20 protein-coding genes are annotated in these 22,483 nt (G+C 38.1%); 10 read left to right on the forward strand and 10 right to left on the reverse strand.

Features of this window, described 5'->3' with window-relative positions; all coding sequences use genetic code 11:
* Nucleotides 1–58 precede the first annotated feature (58 nt).
* Complete coding sequence (locus AC4PG8_RS05955; protein ID WP_003735640.1) at nt 59–619, reverse strand: TetR/AcrR family transcriptional regulator; 561 nt, start codon at nt 617–619, stop codon at nt 59–61.
* Nucleotides 620–739: 120 nt separating this feature from the next.
* On the opposite strand from AC4PG8_RS05955, the gene AC4PG8_RS05960 reads away from it, so the two are divergent.
* Nucleotides 740–1,717 (forward strand): HD domain-containing protein, encoded by a 978-nt coding sequence (locus tag AC4PG8_RS05960; RefSeq protein ID WP_185540604.1) that lies wholly within the window; start codon nt 740–742, stop codon nt 1,715–1,717.
* A gap of 35 nt (nt 1,718–1,752) precedes the next feature.
* Here AC4PG8_RS05960 and AC4PG8_RS05965 read toward each other — a convergent pair whose 3' ends face one another.
* The 5 genes from AC4PG8_RS05965 to AC4PG8_RS05985 form a co-directional block, all read right to left on the reverse strand.
* The gene (locus AC4PG8_RS05965) at nt 1,753–2,112 is read right to left on the reverse strand and encodes a DUF3139 domain-containing protein (RefSeq protein WP_185540399.1); all 360 of its coding nucleotides are present in this window, start codon (nt 2,110–2,112) and stop codon (nt 1,753–1,755) included.
* A gap of 508 nt (nt 2,113–2,620) precedes the next feature.
* Complete coding sequence (locus tag AC4PG8_RS05970; protein WP_185540401.1) at nt 2,621–4,171, reverse strand: hydantoinase/oxoprolinase N-terminal domain-containing protein; 1,551 nt, start codon at nt 4,169–4,171, stop codon at nt 2,621–2,623.
* Nucleotides 4,164–5,264, reverse strand: a complete 1,101-nt coding sequence (locus AC4PG8_RS05975; RefSeq protein WP_003728991.1) for an S-methyl thiohydantoin desulfurase family protein — start codon at nt 5,262–5,264, stop codon at nt 4,164–4,166. Before AC4PG8_RS05975 ends, AC4PG8_RS05970 begins: the two co-directional genes overlap by 8 nt.
* Nucleotides 5,265–6,548 carry a cytosine permease gene (locus AC4PG8_RS05980; protein ID WP_070753628.1) on the reverse strand — a complete coding sequence of 428 codons (1,284 nt, stop codon included), beginning with the start codon at nt 6,546–6,548 and terminating at the stop codon, nt 5,265–5,267.
* Between the two features lie 132 nt (nt 6,549–6,680).
* Nucleotides 6,681–8,276, reverse strand: a complete 1,596-nt coding sequence (locus AC4PG8_RS05985; protein WP_185324985.1) for a PucR family transcriptional regulator — start codon at nt 8,274–8,276, stop codon at nt 6,681–6,683.
* A 155-nt stretch (nt 8,277–8,431) separates the two neighbouring features.
* Here AC4PG8_RS05985 and AC4PG8_RS05990 point away from each other — a divergent pair, with 155 nt between their 5' ends.
* The 5 genes from AC4PG8_RS05990 (at nt 8,432) to AC4PG8_RS06010 (ending at nt 14,282) form a co-directional block, all read left to right on the forward strand.
* Nucleotides 8,432–9,379 (forward strand): AAA family ATPase, encoded by a 948-nt coding sequence (locus AC4PG8_RS05990; RefSeq protein WP_003760516.1) that lies wholly within the window; start codon nt 8,432–8,434, stop codon nt 9,377–9,379.
* A gap of 4 nt (nt 9,380–9,383) precedes the next feature.
* On the forward strand, nt 9,384–10,532 hold the full coding sequence (locus AC4PG8_RS05995; protein ID WP_492170139.1) for a DUF58 domain-containing protein: 1,149 nt from the start codon (nt 9,384–9,386) through the stop codon (nt 10,530–10,532).
* Nucleotides 10,529–12,694: a transglutaminase TgpA family protein gene (locus AC4PG8_RS06000; RefSeq protein WP_492170140.1), complete on the forward strand. Its 2,166-nt coding sequence runs from the start codon at nt 10,529–10,531 to the stop codon at nt 12,692–12,694. Before AC4PG8_RS05995 ends, AC4PG8_RS06000 begins: the two co-directional genes overlap by 4 nt.
* Before the next feature lie 138 nt (nt 12,695–12,832).
* Nucleotides 12,833–13,597, forward strand: a complete 765-nt coding sequence (locus AC4PG8_RS06005; RefSeq protein ID WP_492170141.1) for a DUF4866 family protein — start codon at nt 12,833–12,835, stop codon at nt 13,595–13,597.
* Nucleotides 13,598–13,616: 19 nt separating this feature from the next.
* Nucleotides 13,617–14,282, forward strand: a complete 666-nt coding sequence (locus tag AC4PG8_RS06010) for a YoaK family protein (protein WP_492170142.1) — start codon at nt 13,617–13,619, stop codon at nt 14,280–14,282.
* A 44-nt stretch (nt 14,283–14,326) separates the two neighbouring features.
* Here AC4PG8_RS06010 and AC4PG8_RS06015 read toward each other — a convergent pair whose 3' ends face one another.
* Nucleotides 14,327–15,052 (reverse strand): DUF2238 domain-containing protein, encoded by a 726-nt coding sequence (locus tag AC4PG8_RS06015; RefSeq protein WP_185540413.1) that lies wholly within the window; start codon nt 15,050–15,052, stop codon nt 14,327–14,329.
* 233 nt (nt 15,053–15,285) lie between these two features.
* Here AC4PG8_RS06015 and AC4PG8_RS06020 point away from each other — a divergent pair, with 233 nt between their 5' ends.
* Nucleotides 15,286–15,834 carry a DUF4240 domain-containing protein gene (locus tag AC4PG8_RS06020; protein WP_070752566.1) on the forward strand — a complete coding sequence of 183 codons (549 nt, stop codon included), beginning with the start codon at nt 15,286–15,288 and terminating at the stop codon, nt 15,832–15,834.
* 46 nt (nt 15,835–15,880) lie between these two features.
* On the opposite strand, the gene AC4PG8_RS06025 is transcribed toward AC4PG8_RS06020, so the two are convergent.
* Nucleotides 15,881–16,810, reverse strand: a complete 930-nt coding sequence (locus AC4PG8_RS06025) for an LCP family protein (protein ID WP_003770521.1) — start codon at nt 16,808–16,810, stop codon at nt 15,881–15,883.
* A gap of 138 nt (nt 16,811–16,948) precedes the next feature.
* The gene (locus AC4PG8_RS06030) at nt 16,949–17,251 is read right to left on the reverse strand and encodes a hypothetical protein (RefSeq protein ID WP_003760499.1); all 303 of its coding nucleotides are present in this window, start codon (nt 17,249–17,251) and stop codon (nt 16,949–16,951) included.
* Nucleotides 17,252–17,421: 170 nt separating this feature from the next.
* On the opposite strand from AC4PG8_RS06030, the gene pbp4 reads away from it, so the two are divergent.
* Entirely contained in the window at nt 17,422–19,458 is a 2,037-nt protein-coding gene (gene pbp4, locus AC4PG8_RS06035; protein WP_185548039.1) for a penicillin-binding protein PBP4(5), read from the forward strand.
* Between the two features lie 125 nt (nt 19,459–19,583).
* Entirely contained in the window at nt 19,584–20,867 is a 1,284-nt protein-coding gene (locus tag AC4PG8_RS06040) for a condensation domain-containing protein (protein WP_492170143.1), read from the forward strand.
* Between the two features lie 34 nt (nt 20,868–20,901).
* Here the strand turns inward: AC4PG8_RS06040 and AC4PG8_RS06045 are convergent, their stop codons facing one another.
* Nucleotides 20,902–21,747: an SDR family oxidoreductase gene (locus AC4PG8_RS06045; RefSeq protein WP_185324995.1), complete on the reverse strand. Its 846-nt coding sequence runs from the start codon at nt 21,745–21,747 to the stop codon at nt 20,902–20,904.
* A 115-nt stretch (nt 21,748–21,862) separates the two neighbouring features.
* Between AC4PG8_RS06045 and AC4PG8_RS06050 the strand changes: the two genes are divergently transcribed.
* On the forward strand, nt 21,863–22,330 hold the full coding sequence (locus AC4PG8_RS06050) for an Rrf2 family transcriptional regulator (protein WP_492170144.1): 468 nt from the start codon (nt 21,863–21,865) through the stop codon (nt 22,328–22,330).
* Nucleotides 22,331–22,483 lie beyond the last annotated feature (153 nt).

Consider the following 22,483-nt stretch of genomic DNA (forward strand, 5'->3'; position numbering starts at 1 on the left):
TTTTAATCTGGGCAAAAGAACGCTTATGTCTGGTTTTTAGACAAATTCGCCATATTGTCTAGTTTTCGCGGTACATGCTATTTGCCAAAAATTCCGTATCCTTCGCAAGTCGAAATAGCTGGTTGGCGATTGTTTCCGGAGCTTCTTTGAAACCGCGCGTAATCCATTTAATCAGTACTCCGGAGCATCCGTAAGAGAAGAATTCCGCATAAAATACCCGGTCTGCCTCGTTCACGGCCCCATTCGTATCAATTTTCTCAAATAAATCCATAAACAGCGAATTCGTTAATTTAGAAAAGCAAAAAGAAAGAATACTCGCATCCGCCGAAACCGTATTTTTATAGAAATCAGCATTTTCTTTAATCGATTCCAGCATTTTCAGCACATGCTTATCCCAATTTTCAAGCGTAATCCCATCCGCCAAACAATGGAAAAAGTCATTTTCATACGTCCAAGTAAGCAAATCGTATTTATCTGTAAAATGATAGTAAAAAGTTTGCCGATTAAGCCCACAAATATTCGTAATATCCGCAATACTAATCTTTTCAAACCGCTTATGCTGACAAAGCTCCATCAGCCCCCCAGCAATCGCTTTTTTAGTAATGAGTGATTCCGCCATGGCATCCGCCTCGTTTCGTTTGTTTGGGTTAATTGTATCTCAGGTGGGGTTGGAATTGCTAGGGAAAACATGGAAAACATTTGTTCGCTAATATATAATTGAAAAAAAGAGGTGAATATGATGAAAATGACAGACCCACTCTACGGAACATTTGAAATAGAACCTGTTTTGGCTGAACTAATCCAAAGCCCATTGGTTTCCCGGCTAGCATACGTGCATCAAGGTGGCTCGAGTTATTTAGTAAATCCGCTTTGGGACCTTAGCCGGCTTGATCATTCGATTGGTGTGATGCTATTTATTAGGAAATTCGGTGGTTCTTTGGAGGAGCAAATTGCTGGCTTACTGCACGACGTATCGCACACTGCTTTTTCGCATGTGGTGGATTATGCGCTTGATTTTGAAGAGGAAGATTATCATGAGCAGATTTTTGAGGACTTTGTAAAAACTTCGACGATTCCCGCCATTTTAGAGAAGTATGGTTATTCTTTTGAAGGGATTTTTGATGATATTTCGAAGTGGAAGATTTTGGAGCAAGAAGCCCCGGAGCTTTGTGCTGACCGGATTGATTACACGCTGCAAGATTTGTATCGCCATAGGAAAATTAGTTTGGCTGAGGTGGAAGAATTTTTGCAGGCTTTAGTAATGGTGGATGGGCGGCTTTACCTGGCGAATATCGCTTCCGCAGAATGGTTTGTTGCGCAATATTATTCGGAAGTGATTGATTATTTTTATGATCCGCTGAATGTTTATAGTTATGAGATTTTGGCTGAAGCAATGCGCATTGCGTTTCAGCAGGAGACGATTACGACGGCTGATCTTCGGTTGACTGATGCTGAATTATTGGCTAAATTGAATATGAATTCGGATGCTCGGGAGAAAATTCAGTTGCTCGCGAGTCCCCATTTGGAAGAAAATGAGGCGGACTTTACTTATCATCATAAGAAGAAAATGCGTTTGATTAATCCGTCTGTTTTGGTGGATGGGCGGCTTATTCCGGCTGATGAGCTTTTGGAAAACGTACGTGAAATGAATCGAGAGGCGAAGATGAAGAGTGAACGTGGAGCTTACATCAAAGTGATAGAAAAAAGTAAGCAGTAGTAGTGCTGCTTACTTGATATGCTTGTGTTTTTGTTTTAATTATTTTGTTCTTGTAGTGGTGGATGCTTCATTTGATTGTCCTCTTGACTTGAGCCATCTTTAAAAGCACTGACATAAATATGGTAAGGTAAGTCTATCCTTTCATCATAACTATATTCATACTTTAGTTTTGAATCCTCTTTAAAAACTATCTTTGTAAGATAACCACCCATTTTCCAATCTTTCTTTATCACCCTAGTTTCAATTTGATTGGATTTAATTTTTTGCTCTGCTAGATAATTATCCACAGCTTTATTCGCTGTATGTTTGGGAATTGCAAACCAATAAACATATCCAATAACACTAAGAATGAATATTATACCTATTGTTATCCACCATTTTTTATACTTTTTCATTTAGTTACACTTCCTAAGACATTAGATTTATTTAAAGTATTTAACTTGTTGGGGCATATATGCTTTTGAAAAATAGTTTGGTAAATCATACACGGTAACTAAGGACGGAAATACTTGCACAACAGGCTTATTTCCTGTACCAAAATAGTTGTTCCTACTAAAACCATAGCATAGAAAATGAATGTATAACCAAAAATGTAATGAAATGTCCGATTCTTGTCATGAACGAACTATTTTAGGCTAAAATCAATACATTAAGAATTGATTCATTTGAATACATGTTCAAAATAACACAAATTGTGTCAATATACATAATTTTATACATAAAAAAATAAACTAAGCCATTAAATCGTTCAAATAAATAATCTATTTCAAACAGAACTAAAATCCCATGTGTATAAAATACATTTTTATACACATGGGATTACATTAAAAAACAGACTGGAGATAAAGTAATTTCTCACTTTATCTCCAGTCTGAAATGAGCAATACTCACTATTCCCTTCCCTTAAACCAAATTCCCCACAACTTTCACGCGCAATCTGGTCGCATTACCCGGATGATACGCCAATGGGATTTCTTCCACTTCCACCACTTCAATCGAGTCAGTCACTGCGCCGGCAAGAGTTGCTTGTTCTCTTGCTTTTTGCTCGGCATCTTGGAGCGCTTCTTCCCGCTCGATTTGAGAATAAATGTAGATTTGTTCATATTGTCCGCTGATTTGGGAAATGGATGCACCGATAGCGTTGGCGACTGGGCCGTTTTTGTCGCGGAAAATTTGTGCGACACCAGAGATTTCGTCTGGAATAATCACGCTACCACCGCCAACAAGCACCAGGCTTACACTACCCGAACTGGTTTTCATTTTATCAATCGCATCTTCGGTCATATCAGCGATTTTTTTATAGGCTTTTTCGGCAAAATCGGTTGGGATATGTGCGACTAATTCAGGGTTACCGATTTCAGCCATCCCTAGACGAACCGCGATGTCGGTAGTGGTCATCGTTTTACCTCCGAAAACTAGTGCTTCTTCGGAAATACGGTAGCCAACGCTATCTGGTCCGATTGTTATGTCGCCATCTTTTTCGCGAACGATACTTCCGCCACCAAGCCCGATGGAAATAATGTCAGGCATTCTAAAGTTCGTACGCACTCCGCCAACATCAACCGCAAGCGAGGACTCTCTAGGGAAACCATCCGTCAGCACTCCAATATCAGAAGTCGTGCCACCAACATCGAGAACCATCGCGTCTTTAAGTCCCGCCAAGTAGGATGCGCCGCGGATACTATTCGTTGGTCCACAGGCAATCGTCAAAATCGGGAATTGTCTTGCATAGTTTAGTGACATTAAAGTCCCGTCGTTTTGGCAAAGATAGATTTCAGCGTGTTCAATTCCTTCTTGTTCTAGTGCTTTTTCAAAACCATCACTCGTTGCCGCGATAACTTTGAAAAGGGCTGCGTTTAGAATCGTCGCGTTTTCGCGCTCAATCAGGCCAACAGAACCTACGGAAGAGGAAATCGAAACCGGAATATCTGCGCCTAGTTCTTCTTCAATTATTTTTTGAACAGCTAATTCCTGATCGTTTTTCAAGGAAGAAAAGACGCCCACAACTGCGACGGATTCCACTTCATCTTTCCAGCTAGCTAATGTTTCACGAATTTCTGCTTCGTTGATTTCTGATAACACCTGACCATCATATTCGTAGCCGCCACCAGTTAATTTATATTTTCCAGATAAAAAGCCAACCATGTCTTCCGGCCAAGCTGTATATGGTAAAACGGATGCTGTTGCAGGATAGCCTAAACGAAGAACGCCGACTTTTGCTAATTTTTTACGTTCCACAATTGCGTTCGTACACTGCGTTGTTCCAAGCATAGCATGAGTTACTTTCGAGCGATCAATGCCCGTTTCGCTCAATACGCGATGAAGTGACTCAGTAATTCCTGTTTCAATATCTTCACTCGTTGGCATTTTTACACTATGAATGAGTTTTTGATTTTCATCTAAAATAACGGCATCGGTGTTTGTACCGCCAACGTCAATTCCAATTTTATACATGACGGCGTTCCTCCTTTTTGACAAGTTCTTCTAGTGGTTCAAAATCGACATCGTAGCCGAAATAGCGCGGTCCAACTGTTTCAATACCTTTGTCTGTTCTCCAAGCATCATCAGCTGGGAGTGCCATCACGCGGACACGTTTACCGTATTTGAGCGCTTCCGTTGTTACTGGCATCAGTGTTTCAAGGTCTACCATGCAAATTAAATCTGGTGTAATTGCTATCGGTTCGCCATTTTTCTCCGCGACAAGATTTTCGTTTTGGAAATGGACAATGACTTCGCTATCCGTGTCTTTGTTTAGCCCGTCGATTTTCACGCGACCAAAGTTGAAGCCTGCGCGTGTTTCCCGAACAACATCGGTAATTTTCCCTTCGAACAAATGATAACCGTGCGTTACATCTAATAGTTTTTGTAGTTTTTCTGCTTCGTCCATCGAAGTTTCGCGGATTACTTTACCGATTTCTTCTGATAGTGTCACGATATTTTTAATACTGCTTTGCTTAATTTGCGCGCCGTTACACGGGTACAGGCTCACAAGAGAACTCGCGCCCATTTCGACCGTTGTCACACGTGCAAGTCGTTCGGTCCATTTATTATCAATCGTTTCCATGATGCCAATGTTACCTTTTTCATCGGTGATAGCCATTGGTGTTGCGGAAATCCCGTCTAGATGGAACGTCACCATTTGTAGTTCTGGAAAAGCCCGGCCCATGCCGTCACAGTCCACCATTGGCAATCCTAGTTGGGCAGCCACAACGATTGGAATCATTGAATTTACTCCGCCAGCTTCCATTGGAAATGTTCCTTTTACTTCTTTGCCTACATATCTACCTAACTTTTCAAATACACGAACGAACTCGTCGCCTTTAGGAAATTTTTCAATGAGTACAGACGGCGCCCCCATCATCGCAGCTGGAATGAAATAATCATCATCTGCAATTTCTTCTGGGGATAAAAGTTTAATTGGTCCATGTTTTTTAATTGCAGTTAATGCCATCATCTTGCCTATATATGGATCTCCGCCGCCGCCAGTGCCAAGAAACGCGGCACCAATCGCGATATTTTCAATAGCTTGTTCATCTAAATAACGCATTTATTTTCCCTCCAAATTTTCTACATTGTTCGTTTTCCCGCTCAGCACTTTTGCCCCAACTAAGTAAACAGCTAGTGACAAGATAATGCCGATAAGTGGTTGGTTTGGTAATTGTGGTAGCGTCGGGAAAAATGTCAAAATAACTGGAATTCCCGCGATTACTGCACCAACTAACCAAGAACTTACGCCAAGCCAGTTTACGCCTGATACTGGTGCCCATTTGGATTTATCTCCTTTTTGAACAATCCAGTAAGATGCAATCATAACTCCTGCAACGGGTGGAACCATCGCCGAAAGTACCGACATAATCGGAACAAAGTGGTTCAAGATTCCGATAACTGCTAGAATAGTACCAAGTCCACCAGCAATCGCGACTGCTACTTTATGATATTTTTCTGAGATATTAAATACATTGATGATTGCAATTCCGCCTGAGAAAGCATTTACTGCATTGGTAGTCCATGCGGCAAGGATCAAGCCGATAATTCCAAGAACTGGTAACCCTAGATTAGTAAATACGACAGAAATATCTGCTGTACCTGCTGTTAAGGCAAGGACCGCGCCTACCGCAATCATTAGCACACCTGATGGCAAAATCCCAACAATAGCTGCTTTTACAACGTCTTTACGTGATTTCGTATACTGCGAATAATCCCCAGCAATAACTGCCCCTAATGCAAACGAGCCAATTGTAATAGCAAGACCCGTCATAAACGACATACTACTTGCTGGTTTGTAATTTTCCACAACCGCAATTCCGCCATTGTTTAAAGAAACTATTAACCCATAAATACATACGAAAAGTAAAATCGGAACTGCAACATAATTTAAAATACTCAAAATTCGAATACCATAAATAGCTGAAAGTAACATGATAACTCCCCAAATCAAGGAAGAAATCGGAACTGGAAGATTAATACCATAAAGTCCTAAAAACTGTGAAAATGCCGCCCCGCAAACATTGGCTTGAATTCCAAACCAACCAAGACAAGCAATCGCCAGTAGAATTGAAATAATTTTCTTAGATCCTTGTTCCCCAAAAACCTGTGAGGCTACGCTAACTGCTGGAATCCCTAAGTCACTACTTTGCATTCCTTGATATATCATAAATAAGACAATAACGCCGTATCCTAAAAGTGCTATTAAAATGGCTTCCCATAAAGGCATGCCTGAAATAAGTGTTCCTCCTACAAGAAGACTCGGAACGCATATCATTGCGCCGGTCCATACAAATGCCAAACTCTGCCAGGATTGTGTTTGCTCTACTGTTTTCTTCTCTGTCATTTTGTTTCGCCCCTTTTCTTGAAATAGTTGTATTAATGACTAATTATATAAGAACTAGCTAGCATTTGTATTTATCAGAATTGAAAAAAAACAGCGCAATCTTTGTCATTTTTGACAAAAACCGCGCTATTTTCATTTATTATTGTTTGTTTCGCCAAGTAAACGCCGAATTGCTACTGCTAAATAAAGGTTATAAGACTCGGGAATTTTCGTTGCTGGGTATTGCAATAACTCATTTATCCGCTGAATTCGGTATTTAATCGTATTTTTGTGGAGAAATAGTATGTCTGCTGCTTGGTTATAATTCGATTCCCCTTCTAGTAAAAATACCGAAAGCGTCTCAATCAACTCAGCATTTTCTTCCAACGGTTTTAAAGGTTTCATTTGTTCCGCAATTGCAAGTTCCCCTCGACCGACTATTTCGACGCATTTCGCTGCAAAATCGAATTCTTGGAGCGAATATATCGACTTATTAGCATAAATTGCATTCGCTGCATTTTTATATTCATTTACTAGTGAATAAGCGTTTTGGACATCTGAGGTTTGTTCCATACCTTGGCAGACGGTGATTTTTAAAGCTATCCCGATTTCCTGCATCATTTCAGAAAATGCTTGAGCCGTATGCGTCCGGTCTCGTTGCGCAACGGAATTATCTAAAAGGACGACGATATTATCTTCAAATAAATCAATCAGCGAAACATTGAAATGACTAGAAACATAGCTTTTCAATTCCTTTAATACTAGTTCATTGTCACGAACAGCTTCAGGTTTTACAAGCCACATCCATTTAATAGAAGAAACATCGACATTTAGAATTTTTCCAAGTCGGCGCATCTTGACACTTTCATCATTCAAAATAGCCTTCATTAGTTCGGTTGTACTAATTTCGACATAATTTTTGCCCCATAAATTCATAAATACTTGGACAACCTCGCTAATTTGCATAGCTACGTCGATAGTTAATGCTCCTTTTTCTTTCATCATAAATAAATGCATTGCCTGCATACCATCTTGAAAAATCGGTCTTTTAGCGGTATAAAAATCTCGTTCGTCTAGGGTCAACTGGACAAGTTCGTGCTCGTTTATATGTTTTGATGCTTCAATTACTCTTTCAAAATCCCAGTGACGGGTCCGTGGCCAAGTGATGGAATTAATGACTTGGAAGGAATTGTCCGTTAAAACAAGCGAGACATGCGTTCTATCAGACAGGATTTTCAGTGTCGTATCAATGTTTCGTTGCGGCGGTCTTACGCTTGAAATTTGTTCTAGTGACTCGGTTACAAAATTAGTGTCTGTCATTTCCTGTTTCACAATGGCTTCAACTACTTCATAAATGACTTCACTATACCTAAGCGACATCTCATTTTCTGGCATAACAATAATGGTAAAATCGAGTTCATTTGCAAAATCCACTAGCTTTTGGTCAATTTTCGGGACAAATATTCCAACATAGTAAAGTATTAAAGCAACTTCTCCCACCTTATGTAATCGTTCAATCGTGCGACACTGCGCCTCGACATCATCCCTAATATTCACAAAAGCCGATACAACTATTTCACTGCCATAAAATTCATCATTATCAAATAAATCATCTTCTAAAAGAGCTACCTCTGTATATTCTAAAACAGAAATAGACGAAACAAGCTTAGATAATCCTGATTTCCCAGATACTACTTTCGCTTCTTTTAAAGATGGTAGTTTCATTAAATCTGCTAATTTTACGCTCAAAGTTCGCCACCTCCAGTTATTCTAAGTGTAAACAATCTCCTTAGAAAAGTCCATGCCACCTTAAATCTTTTACATTCCAGGTTGATTATAGTAGCATTAAACCATGAATAAACATATTCTGACTAAAAACACATGAAAAGAAACGGAGGCAAATTATGTCTACAGAGCCATCCATTAAAATAAATGAGATTATTAATGAAGTTGAAAAAGTTATCGTCGGTAAACGACATGTTGTTAAATTAAGCTTAACTGCCCTACTTGCGGGAGGTCATGTATTACTAGAAGATGTTCCTGGTGTTGGTAAAACAATGATGGTTCGTACATTAGCAAAAACTATTGGGGTTTCCTTTAAACGAATTCAGTTTACACCAGATTTATTACCGGCAGATGTAACTGGAGTTTCGATTTTTAACCCAGAAACTCGTGAATTTGAGTTCCGTCCAGGTCCAGTCATGGGTAATATTGTGCTGGCCGATGAAATTAACCGTACAGCACCGCGCACTCAAGCAGCTTTACTTGAAGGTATGGCGGAAAGCAGCGTGACTGTTGACGGTATTACGCGCAAACTTGCTGACCCTTTTTTCGTTATGGCGACACAAAATCCGATTGAGTACGAAGGAACTTATGCACTGCCAGAAGCCCAATTAGACCGTTTTTTACTTAAAATCAACATTGGTTACCCGACTGTGGAAGAAGAAATGCAACTACTTACTTTAAAACAATACCAAGACCCGCTTGATCAAACGAAACAAGTAGTAACCTTAGAAGAATTAGTAACGCTAAAAAATAAAGCAAAACAAGTCTTTATTGATGATGTTTTAAAAAATTATATTATTCGCTTAGTAGATGCGAGCCGTAAACATCCGTCTGTTGCGCTAGGGATTAGTCCACGTGGCTCGCTCGCATTTATGCAAGCAGCTCAAGCTTTTGCACTTATTGAAGGCAGAGACTACGTTATTCCTGATGACATTCAGTATTTAGCGCCTTATATTTTCACCCACCGTCTCATTTTGAAGTCTGAAGCTTATTATAATGAAGAAACAGCCGAATCCATTATTGCTTCCATTCTGAAAAACACGTCAGTCCCGGTAGAGAAGAGGTAACAAGATGTTAAAAAAACGTCTCTTATTAGCATCTCGGTGGATTATTATGCTAATTATTTACGCTGGACTTTGGGCTTATACGTTATTTCAAGGTGATACAGCTAGCTGGTTTTTAACCTACTTTTTTAGTTTTATCTTGTTATTTTTGTTTTTATCCTCGATTTATCCACTAAAAGCGTGGAAAGTGAATCGGAATTTTGTTAAAAATACCTATCATGATGGCGATTTAATTGATATGCAAGTATCATTCACTCGAAAATCGCGTTATCCGGTGGGTTATTTGCTATTCCAACAAAAAATACCCGCTAGTTTTGGCAATGTGAGCGCCCGCCAACAAGTGGTTTATCCGCTTTTTAAAAAGCATTTCACGGTCACATTGGCTGGATTTGTAGGTGTTCGTGGGATTCATTCATTTCCACCTGTTGATGTAGAAACTAGTGATGCTTTTGGCTTATTAGAGCGTTCGCGCCAACTATCTTTCGAAAAAACGCTCACTATTTATCCAACCTATTTTCCGGACGTACTAGAAAAAATCAGTGAATCTTCTCCAGAAAACGAACGCAATGCCGCTTACTGGACGCTTAAGAAAAACAGCAATTTGCACAGTTTGCGCGAATTTTCTTCTGGTGACCGAATTTCCCTTATTGACTGGAAATCTTCTGCTAAAAGCGCTCAACTAATGACTCGAGAATTTGAAAATAGTGCGACATCGCGTTTGTCGGTTATTTTTTACGGAGCGAGCCATCCAAATTTTGAATTGACACTGCGCGCCGCCTACTCATTTATCCGTAAAATCTCCGAAGCAAACGGCGAAATTCGTGTTACTATTCTTGGCGATCAAATAAGTAAATTTGCTCCTTCAAAAGGTACAAATCGACTTCAAGATATTTCGACAGCATTTGCTGAAATTGCGCCTGTCGATAGTTTGTCGCTCCAAGAATCACTTGATAGCAATCTGCATGCTGGCGAAAAAATTCTTCTTTTCACACCATGTATAGATACGATGTTAATGCAAAAAGTAACACGGTTAACGGATAATAAGCAATTACAGATTATTACTTTTCAATCAGAACATGCTAAAGCTATTGATATTCCAGCGATTTACCTTGAGCCCGCTAGCCTCGAAAGCAGATGGGAGCGTGAAAATCGATGAAAAGATATTTATCTCTCGTATTGCTATTTATCTTATCTGTTTTGCTAATTTCAGAGTGGATTTACCCATTTTCTGAGCTAACAGAACTATCTACTCCAAATTGGATTATTTTATTTATAACTATTTCACTCGGTAGTTTTTTCCTTCGTTTGAAATATTATTGGACGATTCCCCTTCATTTAATCATGATTTTCGTGGTTTCGGGAATTTATTATGCTAAAGATAGTATTTTTTCCATGAATTGGTTTAGTTCTTTTTTCCAAATCACATTTAATGGTTTTAGAGATATGGTTCAATTCCGTTCATCGGATATTGCCATGAACTTTATTTTAATCGTCTTTTTAATTGCTTTGTGGCTGCTTAGCTATATTACAACTTATAGTATTTTGCGAAAACAACGGATTATGAGTGTGTTAGTTTTAACGGTCGGTTATTTAGCAGTTATCAATACTTTTACAGATTATAATAGTAATTGGGCAATTGTTCGAACTGTTTTAGAAGGATTTTTATTGCTACATCTTGCGCTTTCGAGCCGAATTGCGTCTCCAAATCGAATTAGCGCGGATTCACTCAAACGAAATGGCCTATTTTATCATGTCTTTATAGTCCTATTGCTTGCAGTATTTGTTTTTAGTTCGCTAATGTTACCTAAAAAAGCGCCCATTTTCCCTGATCCAGTACCGACGATTAAAAATGCGCTTGGAATCAATACTACTCGCACAGTCGGTTACAGTGAAGACGATACAACGCTTGGTGGCGCACTCCAAAAAGATAATGCTACCGTATTTACCGCTCGTACGGAAAAAGGGCACTATTGGCGCGTTGAGTCAAAACGTGTTTATACTGGAACTGGCTGGGCGAACGAAAAATCAGCAGACATAACGTCTTTCTCTTCTGGTGATGACTTCCCTATCCAACTTACAGAACAAACAACTGGAGATACCAAAACAGCCGAAATCAGTTTTGCTTCATCAAGTGATTACACGCCGTACCCATATGGAACCCAAACAATTAATAGTGCGGTTGATTCATTTAGCGCCAATTTAACGACTGAAAAAATTAATCCTGTAGATACAATCAAAAATTACACGGTTCAAATGAAATCACCTGTTTACGACATCGAAAAAATGCAAAAAGCTGATTTCAGTACTTTATCCAGCGCATTTGTTTCAAAATATACGCAAATGCCAAAAGAACTGCCCGACCGAGTTACAAAACTCGCCAATAAAGTAACTAAAGATGCTGATTCAATTTACGATAAAGCAAAAGCCATTGAAAGCTACTTAAGTTCTTCAGGTACGTTCACATATAGTACTGAGGATGCGAAAGAAACGCCAAATGGAGCTGATTATGTCGATCAATTTTTATTTGAAACGCAAATTGGCTATTGCGATAATTTTTCTACTTCCATGGTGGTAATGCTTCGTTCGCTTGGTATCCCAGCAAGATGGGCGAAAGGTTACACTCCGGGTGAAGGCGAGAAAAAAGGAAACGACTCTAAGTCAACATATACCATTACAAATAACGATGCACATTCTTGGCCAGAAGTGTTTTTCCCTGGTACTGGATGGGTTCCATTTGAGCCAACAGCTACCTTTACAAATCCGGAAGACTTCCAAGAGCCAACTACCGAAACTGCCAATAAACCAGAAACACCAAATGACAGCACGAGTACTCCAGAAACACCAGCTAAACCAGATAAAACACCTGAGCAAGAAGCTGGAAGTAGCTCTACTGGGGAAACACCAAAACAAGAACAACCAAAAACCGACTCAACTTCAAGCTTCAAACTACCTTCATGGTTCTGGTGGATTCCTACTGGCTTAGTTGCTGTTTTACTTGTTCTAGCCATTCTATTTAGACGCAGAATTCGTAGTTATTTATTACTTCGATCACTATCAAAAGCACCTGAATTCAGTAAAACATATCATAAATTAATGAAATCTCTTGCAGTTTATGGTTATGTTCGCGAGCCAAGTGAAACGTTACGCCACTTTGCAATACGTGTTGATAATGAGCTGAAAACCGCCGACTTTACCGAGCTAACAAAAATTTATGAGGCTCAGGTTTATAGTAATAATGACGCGGAAAAAGGAATGAAGCAAAATGAAATCGAGCTTACTGAGAGAATTATCGCGCTTTTAAACAAACACGATAAATAATGAAACGAGCCCATGAATTATTATGGGCTTGTTTCTATGAATTTTTTATTATTTCTTGGTAAATATGAGATAATATATTCGAATTGCTTTTAAATTAGTTGATTTGGTGTACTATAAAAAACAAAGGAGAGCAAAAAAATGACAACTATTTTTCCTAAAGAAGAAAATACAACTAAATTATTTGCGCAGATTTTAGCTAATCCAACAGAGTGTAGACGTTTTAAAGATGTATTTCTAGATAATTTAGAGAGCTACCAAGAAACGCGTGGTTTTGAAAAAGAGGATTCGCTTTTTGCTAAAATTATTTTATCCGCCTACCAACAAAGTGATGTAAGTGCGCTATTGTTAGGTATTTGCGGGAGGACTTTATTCGAACTTCTTAGACAGGCTTTTCTAATTCCTAAAAAGCTGACTGGAAAAACCAGCCATTCTCCTTTGTTTTTAACAGATCAACAAGGCACTTTGACCGCGAGTAAGGAAGAAGTTTCTAACCGCGAATTCGAAAAGTTTCAAGAAATTTTTCATTCGGAGCTTTCTAGTTCGGAAACTGCCATTTATTTAGTAGACGATGAGGATATTGTTCATTCCTATGAGCCTGATTTTACTATATCGACCAAAACAATAAATAAGAAACGTGGGATACTTGTTTTATATTCTCTTCCTAGCACGCTTAAGCTTGGAATGACAGAAGCTCAAGTTTATGCTGATATTTGGGAAACGTTCTTAAAAATTCAAGAAATCATTCCATCAAGCAGGATTTTTTATGGACAAGAAACTGCTGATAATACAGACGAACTTGGCGTATTCCTGCCAATTCACCATTTTGAAAAGAAAATGTTGCAAAATATCGAGCAAGTAAATCACTTAATTAGTACGATTCGCGCGCAATTGCTTAATAAATAAGAAAAAAGGATGAAAAGTTATGGTACGCTCAAGGCAAATTTCAGAATCAATAGGGCTCGGGCTCTTGTTAGCTCTAGCAGGCGGATTTATGGATGCTTACTCTTATATTGAAAGAGGACAAGTATTCGCAAATGCACAGACAGGGAACATACTTTTATTCGGAATTAATCTTTCGGAGGGGAACTGGGCTATCGCAATTCAGTATTTTTGGCCAGTTGTCTCTTTTACGGTCGGGATTGCGATATCTGAAGTGATTCATCGACGTGATATTAGACGTTTACACTGGAGACAGCTTTCCGTAATGATAGAGGTTGTTATTTTGGTCGCTGTTGCATTTATTCCACTTGATCATAATCTAATTGCTAATTCGCTTATATCTTTTGTATGTGGTATTCAAGTAGAAAGTTTTCGAAAAATGCATGGTAGAGGTGTTGCAACGACGATGTGTATCGGAAATCTAAGAAGTGCTACACAAAACTTATGTGATTATTTTGAGTACAAGGAAAAGCAATACCTTCGTAATAGTGGGCTATATTTTACGGTTATTCTTAGTTTTATCGTTGGTGCGGTCGTTGGTAATTTCTTTATTCAGCTTTTCGGCCAATATGCTATTCTTGTTTGTGCGTTTTTACAATTCATCGCATTTTTAATGATGTTTATTGATAGAGAAAGTAAAATAATATAAAAAAACTGCCAACAAAATGATTTCTCACTTTGCTGGCAGTTTTTTTATTTCGCGTCTTCTTCTACTTTTTTAAATTCGAAGTTTTTCATCCATTTTTTATTTTTACGAATGGAGAAGTAACCGACAACCGAGATGACAAATGCGCCGAGGAAATCTACGAACAGATCGCCCATTGTGTCTGCAACTGCTGCATGACCTTGTAGCATTGTACCATCTTCTAGCATCGTTTTTTGCATGTTCATTCCAAAGCTGTCTGCTGCAAATTCATAGAACTCCCAGAAAACGCCTAAAAATACAGCAAAACTACAAGCAAATAATGCCACAAAAACCGGGCTCATAGAAAGCGTAATCCGTTCATCATTATTCAGTAAACTTACAATCGAAAAGCCAAGCCCACCAAGCATAGCCCCGCTAAATGTATGTAAAATCGTATCCCAGTTAGGAATTAAATAATAGAAACTGCGAACTTCCCCTAGATAAATTGCGCAATATAAGAAAACGATGAATACAATATACATCGCATTCGGAATGACGAATTTCATTTTTTTACTAATAATTGATGGTAGAAATAGAACTACCACGCCAAGAACACACTGCATAAGCATAAGTGAGTAATCGCCTTTTGTTTGCTGTCCTTCTGGTACATTGCCAGATGGTGCTGTAATTAAGTTAACTATTGCATAAACCATAGAAATCACGAGCGTTATTAATACAAAAATTGCAAGAATCTGTGCCCAGTTCCATTTCCGTTTTTTCATTTTGTCTTTCATGAAGCGCCTCACCCCTTTTTAAAATATGTATTCATTATAATCTATGTGAAGCGAAAAAAGAAATTTAAAACCAGCCTGTTAATTCTCCGCCACTATTTTGTGACAAATTTCTGTCTGAAACAAGTAATATTTATTGTTTGCGCATCTATTACTTTACTGTTGCTTTACCTGTACTTTCTAATTTGTTACACTAAACTCATACTAAATCTATCTTTCAAATGGAGGAAAATCGAATGAAAAAAGTATCATCTTTATTAACCCAAGACCAGTTTTGGGGGATTATTGATAACTCTGACAAAGGCAGCAAATTGGAAGAATTACTAGAAAAGTTGAGTGAAGATGAGCTTTTCGGTTACGATTATTGGTGGAATTACTTTCATAAAAAATCTTATGACCAGTCACTCTGGGCTGTTGCTTACGTAGTATTGGGCGGTTGTAGTGATGATGGATTTGACTACTTCCGTTATTGGTTACTAACAAGAGGTAAGTCTGTATTCACATCCGCTATGGAAAATGCAGATACGCTTTGTGACGAATTCGATTCGTTAACAGAGGATGAATATCCTGAAAATGAAGAGGTAGCTTACTTAGTGATGGATGTTTTCGAGAACAAACTAGGTAAGGACTTTGACGATGCTATGCTTGAAGCATCAAGTAGAATTAATTTTGAGGAAGTACCGTTGCCTCAGCTTGATTTTGAGTGGGATGAAGACGACGAAGATTCTATCAAAAAAGTATGCCCAAACACTTTTGCAAAATGGTGGGATAACGACAAATTCTAATAAAAAACACGAAAATCCAGTAACTAGGACTTCCGTGTTTTTACTTTTATTTCAAAAAATCTTGTAATGCTTTCGCGTTGGCAGCCATATCGTCTAAACGAAGAACTGCTCCTGCTCCGTCAATTCGCTCATTGTGCCATTTTCCTTCTACAGGAATCGCGAATTTTTCCATTGTTTCTGTTTTTCCTAGTAGAAAATCTGCGCCAATTGACATTAATGTGCCAGTCGGGATATTGGTAGAAGAATAACCTTGTAATTTTCCGATGACATCTGGAATTTTAGTAACATCTCCAACATCAATAGCTTGTTCTTTCAGTGCTTCTAAAACTTGCTGTTGACGGCGAATTCGACCGAAGTCTCCTTCAGCATCTTTACGGAAACGGGCATATTGTAATAATGTTTTACCATCCATTACTTGTTCGCCTTTTTTAATGTTTGCATCAATATTTTTCGACATATCTTTTTCTGCATTGATCTTGATGCCTTCTGGTGCTACTGTATCAACAATCTTAGGGAAACCTTCGAAATTTGCTACTACATAATACTGCACATCTACACCAAAATTTTCTTTAATCGTTTGGCGGACAAGTTCTGGACCACCGTATGAATAAGCTGCGTTGATTTTATTTTTGCCATGACCTGGAATATCTACATAAGTATCACGCATGATTGATACTAATTTTGGCGTATTTGTTTTCGTATTATAATGAGCAATCATCAAGCTGTCTGAACGCCCTTGGTCTTCGCCACGAGAGTCACTACCGATAAGTAAAACATTAATCTCATCTCCAACTGCTTTTGCACCGTTAAATTTGTATTCTTTTAATTTACTGTCATTTTGCGCTTCTTTTAAGCTCGATTGATATTGAAAATAACCTATAACTGCAACTACACCAACTAAAATTAATAGGGCTACAAGTATCGTACCAAAAATTCTACCTTTACGTGCCTTTCTTTTTTGTGCATGTCTTGCCATTTTTCACACCTCATTTATTGTAACTTACCTCCATATTACAATAAAATGACAAAAAAAGAGAGCGATAATTCCATAAGATTTTTTAAAGATTGGAATAAGCCCTCTAAAAACATGATTTTAGAGGGCTTCTAGCGTATTCTAAAGCGTACTGTCGCTATTAGTACTATCACTTGTTCCAGAATCCGAACTATCGTCTGAAGGCGCCTGACCTGGCTCACCAGATGGCGGCGTTCCACTCGGCGCACCGTTTCCTCCTGGGCCTTGCATCGTTCCATTATTATTTTCCGGGGTATTTTGACTAACTGAATACAGCTGATAACTTAATACGCTAATAATTATGACAGAAAGAATACTAACAATAATCGTGCTCCACTTCCATTTATTGTGGATGCCTTTCCCACGAATAATGACCTTCTTTTCTGGTTGTTCCATCTCTTCCATCCAACATCATCCTTTCGTTACCACTACTTTACCAAGCAAATAAGAACAAATTATGACATGAATTAGAAAAAAATATGTCAGTCAAATCTAAAGTTTTCTTTAATTTTTTCAACTTTTTTAGAAGTGTTTGGTATAATTAGTTGAATAAAACATGAATTAAGGGGTGTATTATGGCTAATTTAAATGGGAAAAAAGGTAACAACAAGAAAGCAATTATCATTGGAAGTATTGTTGCTGTTGTCGTCCTCGCAGGTATTGCCATTTATTTTTTCATCCAAAATCAACATAAAGATGAAAAAAACGCTTTAGCAGCCGCAGAAACTTTTACATCAAATATCGCTAAAGAAAAGTACGATAAACTAGGAAATAGCGTCTCAAGTGAATCTCTGAAAAAAGTAGAGTTCACAAAGAAAGAAATGGAAGAAAAGTATCAAGCCGTTTACGACGGAATTGGTGCGAAAGATATTAAAGTCAAAAATTTAAAATCAGTCTATGATGACAAAGAAAACAAATTCAACTTAACATATGAACTAGAAATGCGGACAAGCCTTGGAAAACTCGCTACGCAAAAATATAAAACAACTATTTCCAAGCAAGATGACGACTGGAAAATCGACTGGAAACCGGCACTAATTTTCCCCGGGATGGTGAAAACAGATAAAGTTCGAATGACAGAAGATGATGCAGAACGTGGTCAAATCGTTGACAGAAATGGAAAACCGCTTGCAACTACAGGACAATTTGCCGAAGCTGGAGTTGTTCCTTCCAAGCTTGGTGAAGGCGATGAAAAAGTGAAAAACATTGCTGATATTAGCAAAAAACTAGATGTTTCGACAGATTATATTAACAAGCAACTCCAGCAAAAATGGGTACAAGCAGATAGTTTTGTGCCACTAGTTACTTTAAATAAAGATAAACTTCCCGAAGCAACAGGTCTTACTTACGCTCAAAAAGAAATGCGGACGTATCCATTAAATGAAGCAACCTCGCATTTAATTGGCTATGTCGGTGAAGTTAGTGCTGAAGATATTGAAAAAAATCCAAAACTCAGCGTTGGTGATGTCATTGGGAAAAGTGGCTTAGAACGTTACTATGACAAACAATTGCGCGGTAAAAATGGTGGCGCAATTAAAATCATCAATGATCAAACCAAACAAGAAGACACTTTACAAAAAATCGATAAAAAAGACGGCGAAGAAATTAAACTAACTATTGATGCTGATGTTCAGAAGAAAGCATTTGATAGTCTTGGCTCTGAAACTGGCGCCGTAACAATGATTAATCCAACAAACGGCGAACTATTAGCATTAGTGAGCACGCCTTCTTATGATGCAAATCAAATGGTGCTAGGAATTACTTCCGAAGATTACGCAAAATATAATGACGATAAACGCCTTCCTTTCTTAGCAAGATACGCAAATCGTTACGCACCGGGATCTACTTTTAAAACGATTACTGCAACGATTGGGCTGGATACTGGAATTACCAAACCCGACAAAGTCCGTGAAATTTCTGGATTACAGTGGCAAAAAGATGCTTCATGGGGCAAATACTTTGTTACTCGTGTCCATGATGTTCCAAAAGTAAATATGACGGACGCACTTGTGCACTCTGATAACATTTATTTCGCCCAAGAAGGTCTAGAAATCGGTAAAGATAAACTAACTGCTGGCTTGAAAAAATTCGATTTTGATAAAGAATATAACTTACCTTTCACAATGAAACCAGCACAAATTTCAAATGATGGACTGAACTCGGAAATTTTACTAGCTGACACATCTTACGGACAAGGCGAATTACTGATGTCGCCAATTCAACAAGCGATTGCTTACTCGGCTATTGCCAACGACGGAAAAATGCCTTATCCAAAACTAGATACAAAAGAAAAAGCTGGCAAGGAAACACAAGCAACCGAAGCGGCATCTGCCAACCAAGTCAAAGCAGCTTTAGTCAAAACTGTTTCTGATCCAGCCGGTACAGCGCACGCCCTACAAATTCAAGGTCACAATATCGCAGCCAAAACCGGTACAGCCGAACTAAAAGAAAAACAAGGCGAAGATGGCCTTGAAAATGGCTTTGTTTATGCCTTCGATGCCGACAATCCCAATTACCTCATGGTAGGAATGATCGAAAACGTCAAAGGTCGTGGTGGTAGCGGACTTGTAATCGATAAGCTAAAACCAGTAATTGAAAGTATGTATAAATAAAAAAAGAGCAACCCAGTTCGCGAACTGGGTTGCTCTTTTTACTGGACTTACTTGGTTTAGTTTCGCAAACCGGCTTTCAGGGAAACTACTAACAACTATTTAAACCGAAGAAAGAAGGAAATCCCATGGTAAAAATCACGAGTTATCCCGCTGAACCTTCTGATATTAAACATTATATTTCTGGAGAAAAAATGAAAAATGACCATCATTTGCATACTGTGCTTACATTTGATAGTCATTTAAATATAGACGTTCTAAAAAAAGCAGTTATACAGTCTGCTAAAAAACTTCCGCTACTTCTTTGCCATTTTAAAGAAACGAAAAATGGTGCTTTTTGGCAAGAAAGTGTTTTTTCTGCGGAGGATTTGGTTTTCCTTATTAAAACCACCGAACCCGAAGCTGAAGTAAATCGGGCGCTAGTGAGAAAATTATCTACAGAAAACGGTCCACAAATTCGCTTAACTGTCGTCCGTACCGAATCAGCTGATAAACTTGTCATTATTTTGAACCACATGTTGGCTGACGGTGCTGGTTTTAAAGAATATCTCTATTTGTTAAGTGAACTTTATTCGAAACTATTGGAAAACCCAAACTACCAAGCTAATTTGAGTTTAGGGTCGCGAAATTTAAAACAAGTTTTCGATCAATTTTCACGCAAAGAAATAAAAACCATTTTTACTGAAAAAACAAATCGAAAAACTGTCTATAACCCACCATTTCCACTCAAAGGTGACCCGAAAAACCCGAAAATCATTTGGACAAAGCTACCAAAAGAGGTTTTTGACGGAATCGTTCATTATGCGAAAGAAAACGATGCAACTGTAAATGATGTCTTTTTTGCCGCAATGGTACGAATAGTTCAGCAGACGACGCATCAAAATGAATTATCGATTGATTGTCCAGTAGACCTTCGCAAATATTTGCCAGGTAAAGCTAGCCAAGGAATTACCAACTTAACAGCTAATATTACATGCCAAATTAATGCAAATGACGACTTAACTTCATTCGAGAGCACCCTCCAAGCTGTCAAAAATTCACTTAATCCACAAAAAAACAGCCTAGCTCCTTTACGGATTTATTATTTACTAGAACTGATTTTCAAGAAAAAAAGCTATTCTTTTGCGAAAAAGGCTTCTGAAAAAATGTATTCAATTCCAAAAACGAGTTTTACAAACATTGGAATTATTGATGAAGAGAAGCTCATTTTTGATGGCAGTACTTTAACGGATTGTTTTATTTGTGGCTCTTTGAAATATGCTCCGTTTTTCCAAGTCGCTGCTACTACTTTCCGCGGTGAATTGACGCTTAGTACTAACTTACACGGCACCACACGAGATCATGATTGGCAGAAGCATTTTTTAGATCAATTAGCTCGTGAATTTACGTTGCTTGCACATGATGAACTATAAAAAAACGTCTATCGCGAAGATAGACGTTTTTATTTTATTGCAGTAATTCCCGAAGCGCATCCACGCGGTTCGTTAATGGTTTGCCTAATGCTTTTTCGAAATCTCCAGAAGTAACATCTAGTTGATTATTTTTTATATCATGTTGGAAAGATAAGAACATTTCTGCAACTGGTTGTGGCATACCAACATTGACCAGGTTTTCGACAAATCCTTTATCATCAGAAGAAATAACTTCGAACTCTTTTCCAGTAGCTTCTTTTAATGCTTCTGTAAGTTCTGCGTATGTCATTACTGGGCCAGATAATTCTAAGATTTCAGGGAAACGAGCTCCTGCCACCGCTTTAGCAGCAACTTCTGCGTATTCCCGTTTCAATGCCCAGCCAGTTTTTCCATTTCCAGCTGCATAAACAAATTTTCCACCATTCAAAGCGCCACCAATCATTGGCATTTCATTTTCGAAGTACCAGTTATTGCGCAAGAATGTATGTTCAATTCCGGATTTTTCAATTACTTTTTCTGTAAAAATATGGTCTGCCGCTAGAGCACTTGTGGAATTATCTGCGTCTGCGAAACTTGTGTAAGCAATATAAGAAACGCCTGCTTCTTTTGCAGCGTTCACTACATTTTCGTGCTCTACTTGACGATTCCCTGGAGCACCTGAGACAAACAAGACACGATCGATTCCTGCAAATGCTTGTTTCATTGACTCTGCATCACTATAATCACCAATTCGGATATTAAATCCCGCTGCTTTCAAATCCGCACCTTTTTCTTCACTGCGAACTAAAGCATAAATATCAGTCATTGGAACCAATTCTTTCAAATAATTTAAGGCATAACCACCCAGTCCACCTGTTGCGCCAGTTACTAAATAAGTCATTTAAACCACTCCTTCAAAATTTTAATTATTTAAGCTGTACATTTATAATTTACACCTTTATAATAAACATTATGATAAGATAAGTCAAGAAGAAAAATTGAAAGGATTGAATAAAATGAAATACTCCATCCAATTTAGTGATGCTATCCACATTTTGGCTTATATAGAGATTTTCAAAAACACGAATTTATTATCGAGTGAAATTATCGCTAGTAGTGTTAAAACAAATCCTGCCAATATTAGAAGAATTATGAGCAATTTAAAAAAAGCAAATCTTATTACAACACAAACTGGTAAAGCGAATCCGATTCTCACCAAGCCACCCGAGGAAATATCGCTGCTAGATGTTTATAAAAGTATTGAAGGCAACACAAATTTAATCCATGTCGATCCAAAAACCAACCCAGATTGCATCGTCGGAGCCAATATCCAACAAGTACTTTCAAGTAAATATGAACTTCTCCAACAAAAAATAGAACTTGAAATGGAGCAAATTAAGCTGGATAGTATCGTCCATGATATATCTGTACTGGAAATGAAAGATCGACCGCAGAATAGCGAGTTTATTACTAAATATTTGTAAAAAAGAACGGACTCAATTTAGTGCGCCTCCTAAAGTTAGACCAAAAAATCTAACTCTTGAGGCGTATTTTTATTGGTTATATAGAATGCAAGCCGAATAAAAAACCGACCAGATTTCTCTGGACGGTTTTAGGTCTAACTTTTGAGTCTTACA

Source organism: Listeria sp. MAN/IMW/UF555 (assembly GCF_058684075.1).

Coding starts and splice junctions, on each gene's coding strand:
- AC4PG8_RS05955 (WP_003735640.1), bottom strand. CDS start 619: ATGGCGGAATCACTCATTACTAAAAAAGCGATTGCTGGGGGGCTGATG.
- AC4PG8_RS05960 (WP_185540604.1), top strand. CDS start 740: ATGAAAATGACAGACCCACTCTACGGAACATTTGAAATAGAACCTGTT.
- AC4PG8_RS05965 (WP_185540399.1), bottom strand. CDS start 2,112: ATGAAAAAGTATAAAAAATGGTGGATAACAATAGGTATAATATTCATT.
- AC4PG8_RS05970 (WP_185540401.1), bottom strand. CDS start 4,171: ATGTATAAAATTGGAATTGACGTTGGCGGTACAAACACCGATGCCGTT.
- AC4PG8_RS05975 (WP_003728991.1), bottom strand. CDS start 5,264: ATGCGTTATTTAGATGAACAAGCTATTGAAAATATCGCGATTGGTGCC.
- AC4PG8_RS05980 (WP_070753628.1), bottom strand. CDS start 6,548: ATGACAGAGAAGAAAACAGTAGAGCAAACACAATCCTGGCAGAGTTTG.
- AC4PG8_RS05990 (WP_003760516.1), top strand. CDS start 8,432: ATGTCTACAGAGCCATCCATTAAAATAAATGAGATTATTAATGAAGTT.
- AC4PG8_RS05995 (WP_492170139.1), top strand. CDS start 9,384: ATGTTAAAAAAACGTCTCTTATTAGCATCTCGGTGGATTATTATGCTA.
- AC4PG8_RS06000 (WP_492170140.1), top strand. CDS start 10,529: ATGAAAAGATATTTATCTCTCGTATTGCTATTTATCTTATCTGTTTTG.
- AC4PG8_RS06005 (WP_492170141.1), top strand. CDS start 12,833: ATGACAACTATTTTTCCTAAAGAAGAAAATACAACTAAATTATTTGCG.
- AC4PG8_RS06010 (WP_492170142.1), top strand. CDS start 13,617: ATGGTACGCTCAAGGCAAATTTCAGAATCAATAGGGCTCGGGCTCTTG.
- AC4PG8_RS06015 (WP_185540413.1), bottom strand. CDS start 15,052: ATGAAAGACAAAATGAAAAAACGGAAATGGAACTGGGCACAGATTCTT.
- AC4PG8_RS06020 (WP_070752566.1), top strand. CDS start 15,286: ATGAAAAAAGTATCATCTTTATTAACCCAAGACCAGTTTTGGGGGATT.
- AC4PG8_RS06025 (WP_003770521.1), bottom strand. CDS start 16,810: ATGGCAAGACATGCACAAAAAAGAAAGGCACGTAAAGGTAGAATTTTT.
- AC4PG8_RS06030 (WP_003760499.1), bottom strand. CDS start 17,251: ATGGAAGAGATGGAACAACCAGAAAAGAAGGTCATTATTCGTGGGAAA.
- pbp4 (WP_185548039.1), top strand. CDS start 17,422: ATGGCTAATTTAAATGGGAAAAAAGGTAACAACAAGAAAGCAATTATC.
- AC4PG8_RS06040 (WP_492170143.1), top strand. CDS start 19,584: ATGGTAAAAATCACGAGTTATCCCGCTGAACCTTCTGATATTAAACAT.
- AC4PG8_RS06045 (WP_185324995.1), bottom strand. CDS start 21,747: ATGACTTATTTAGTAACTGGCGCAACAGGTGGACTGGGTGGTTATGCC.
- AC4PG8_RS06050 (WP_492170144.1), top strand. CDS start 21,863: ATGAAATACTCCATCCAATTTAGTGATGCTATCCACATTTTGGCTTAT.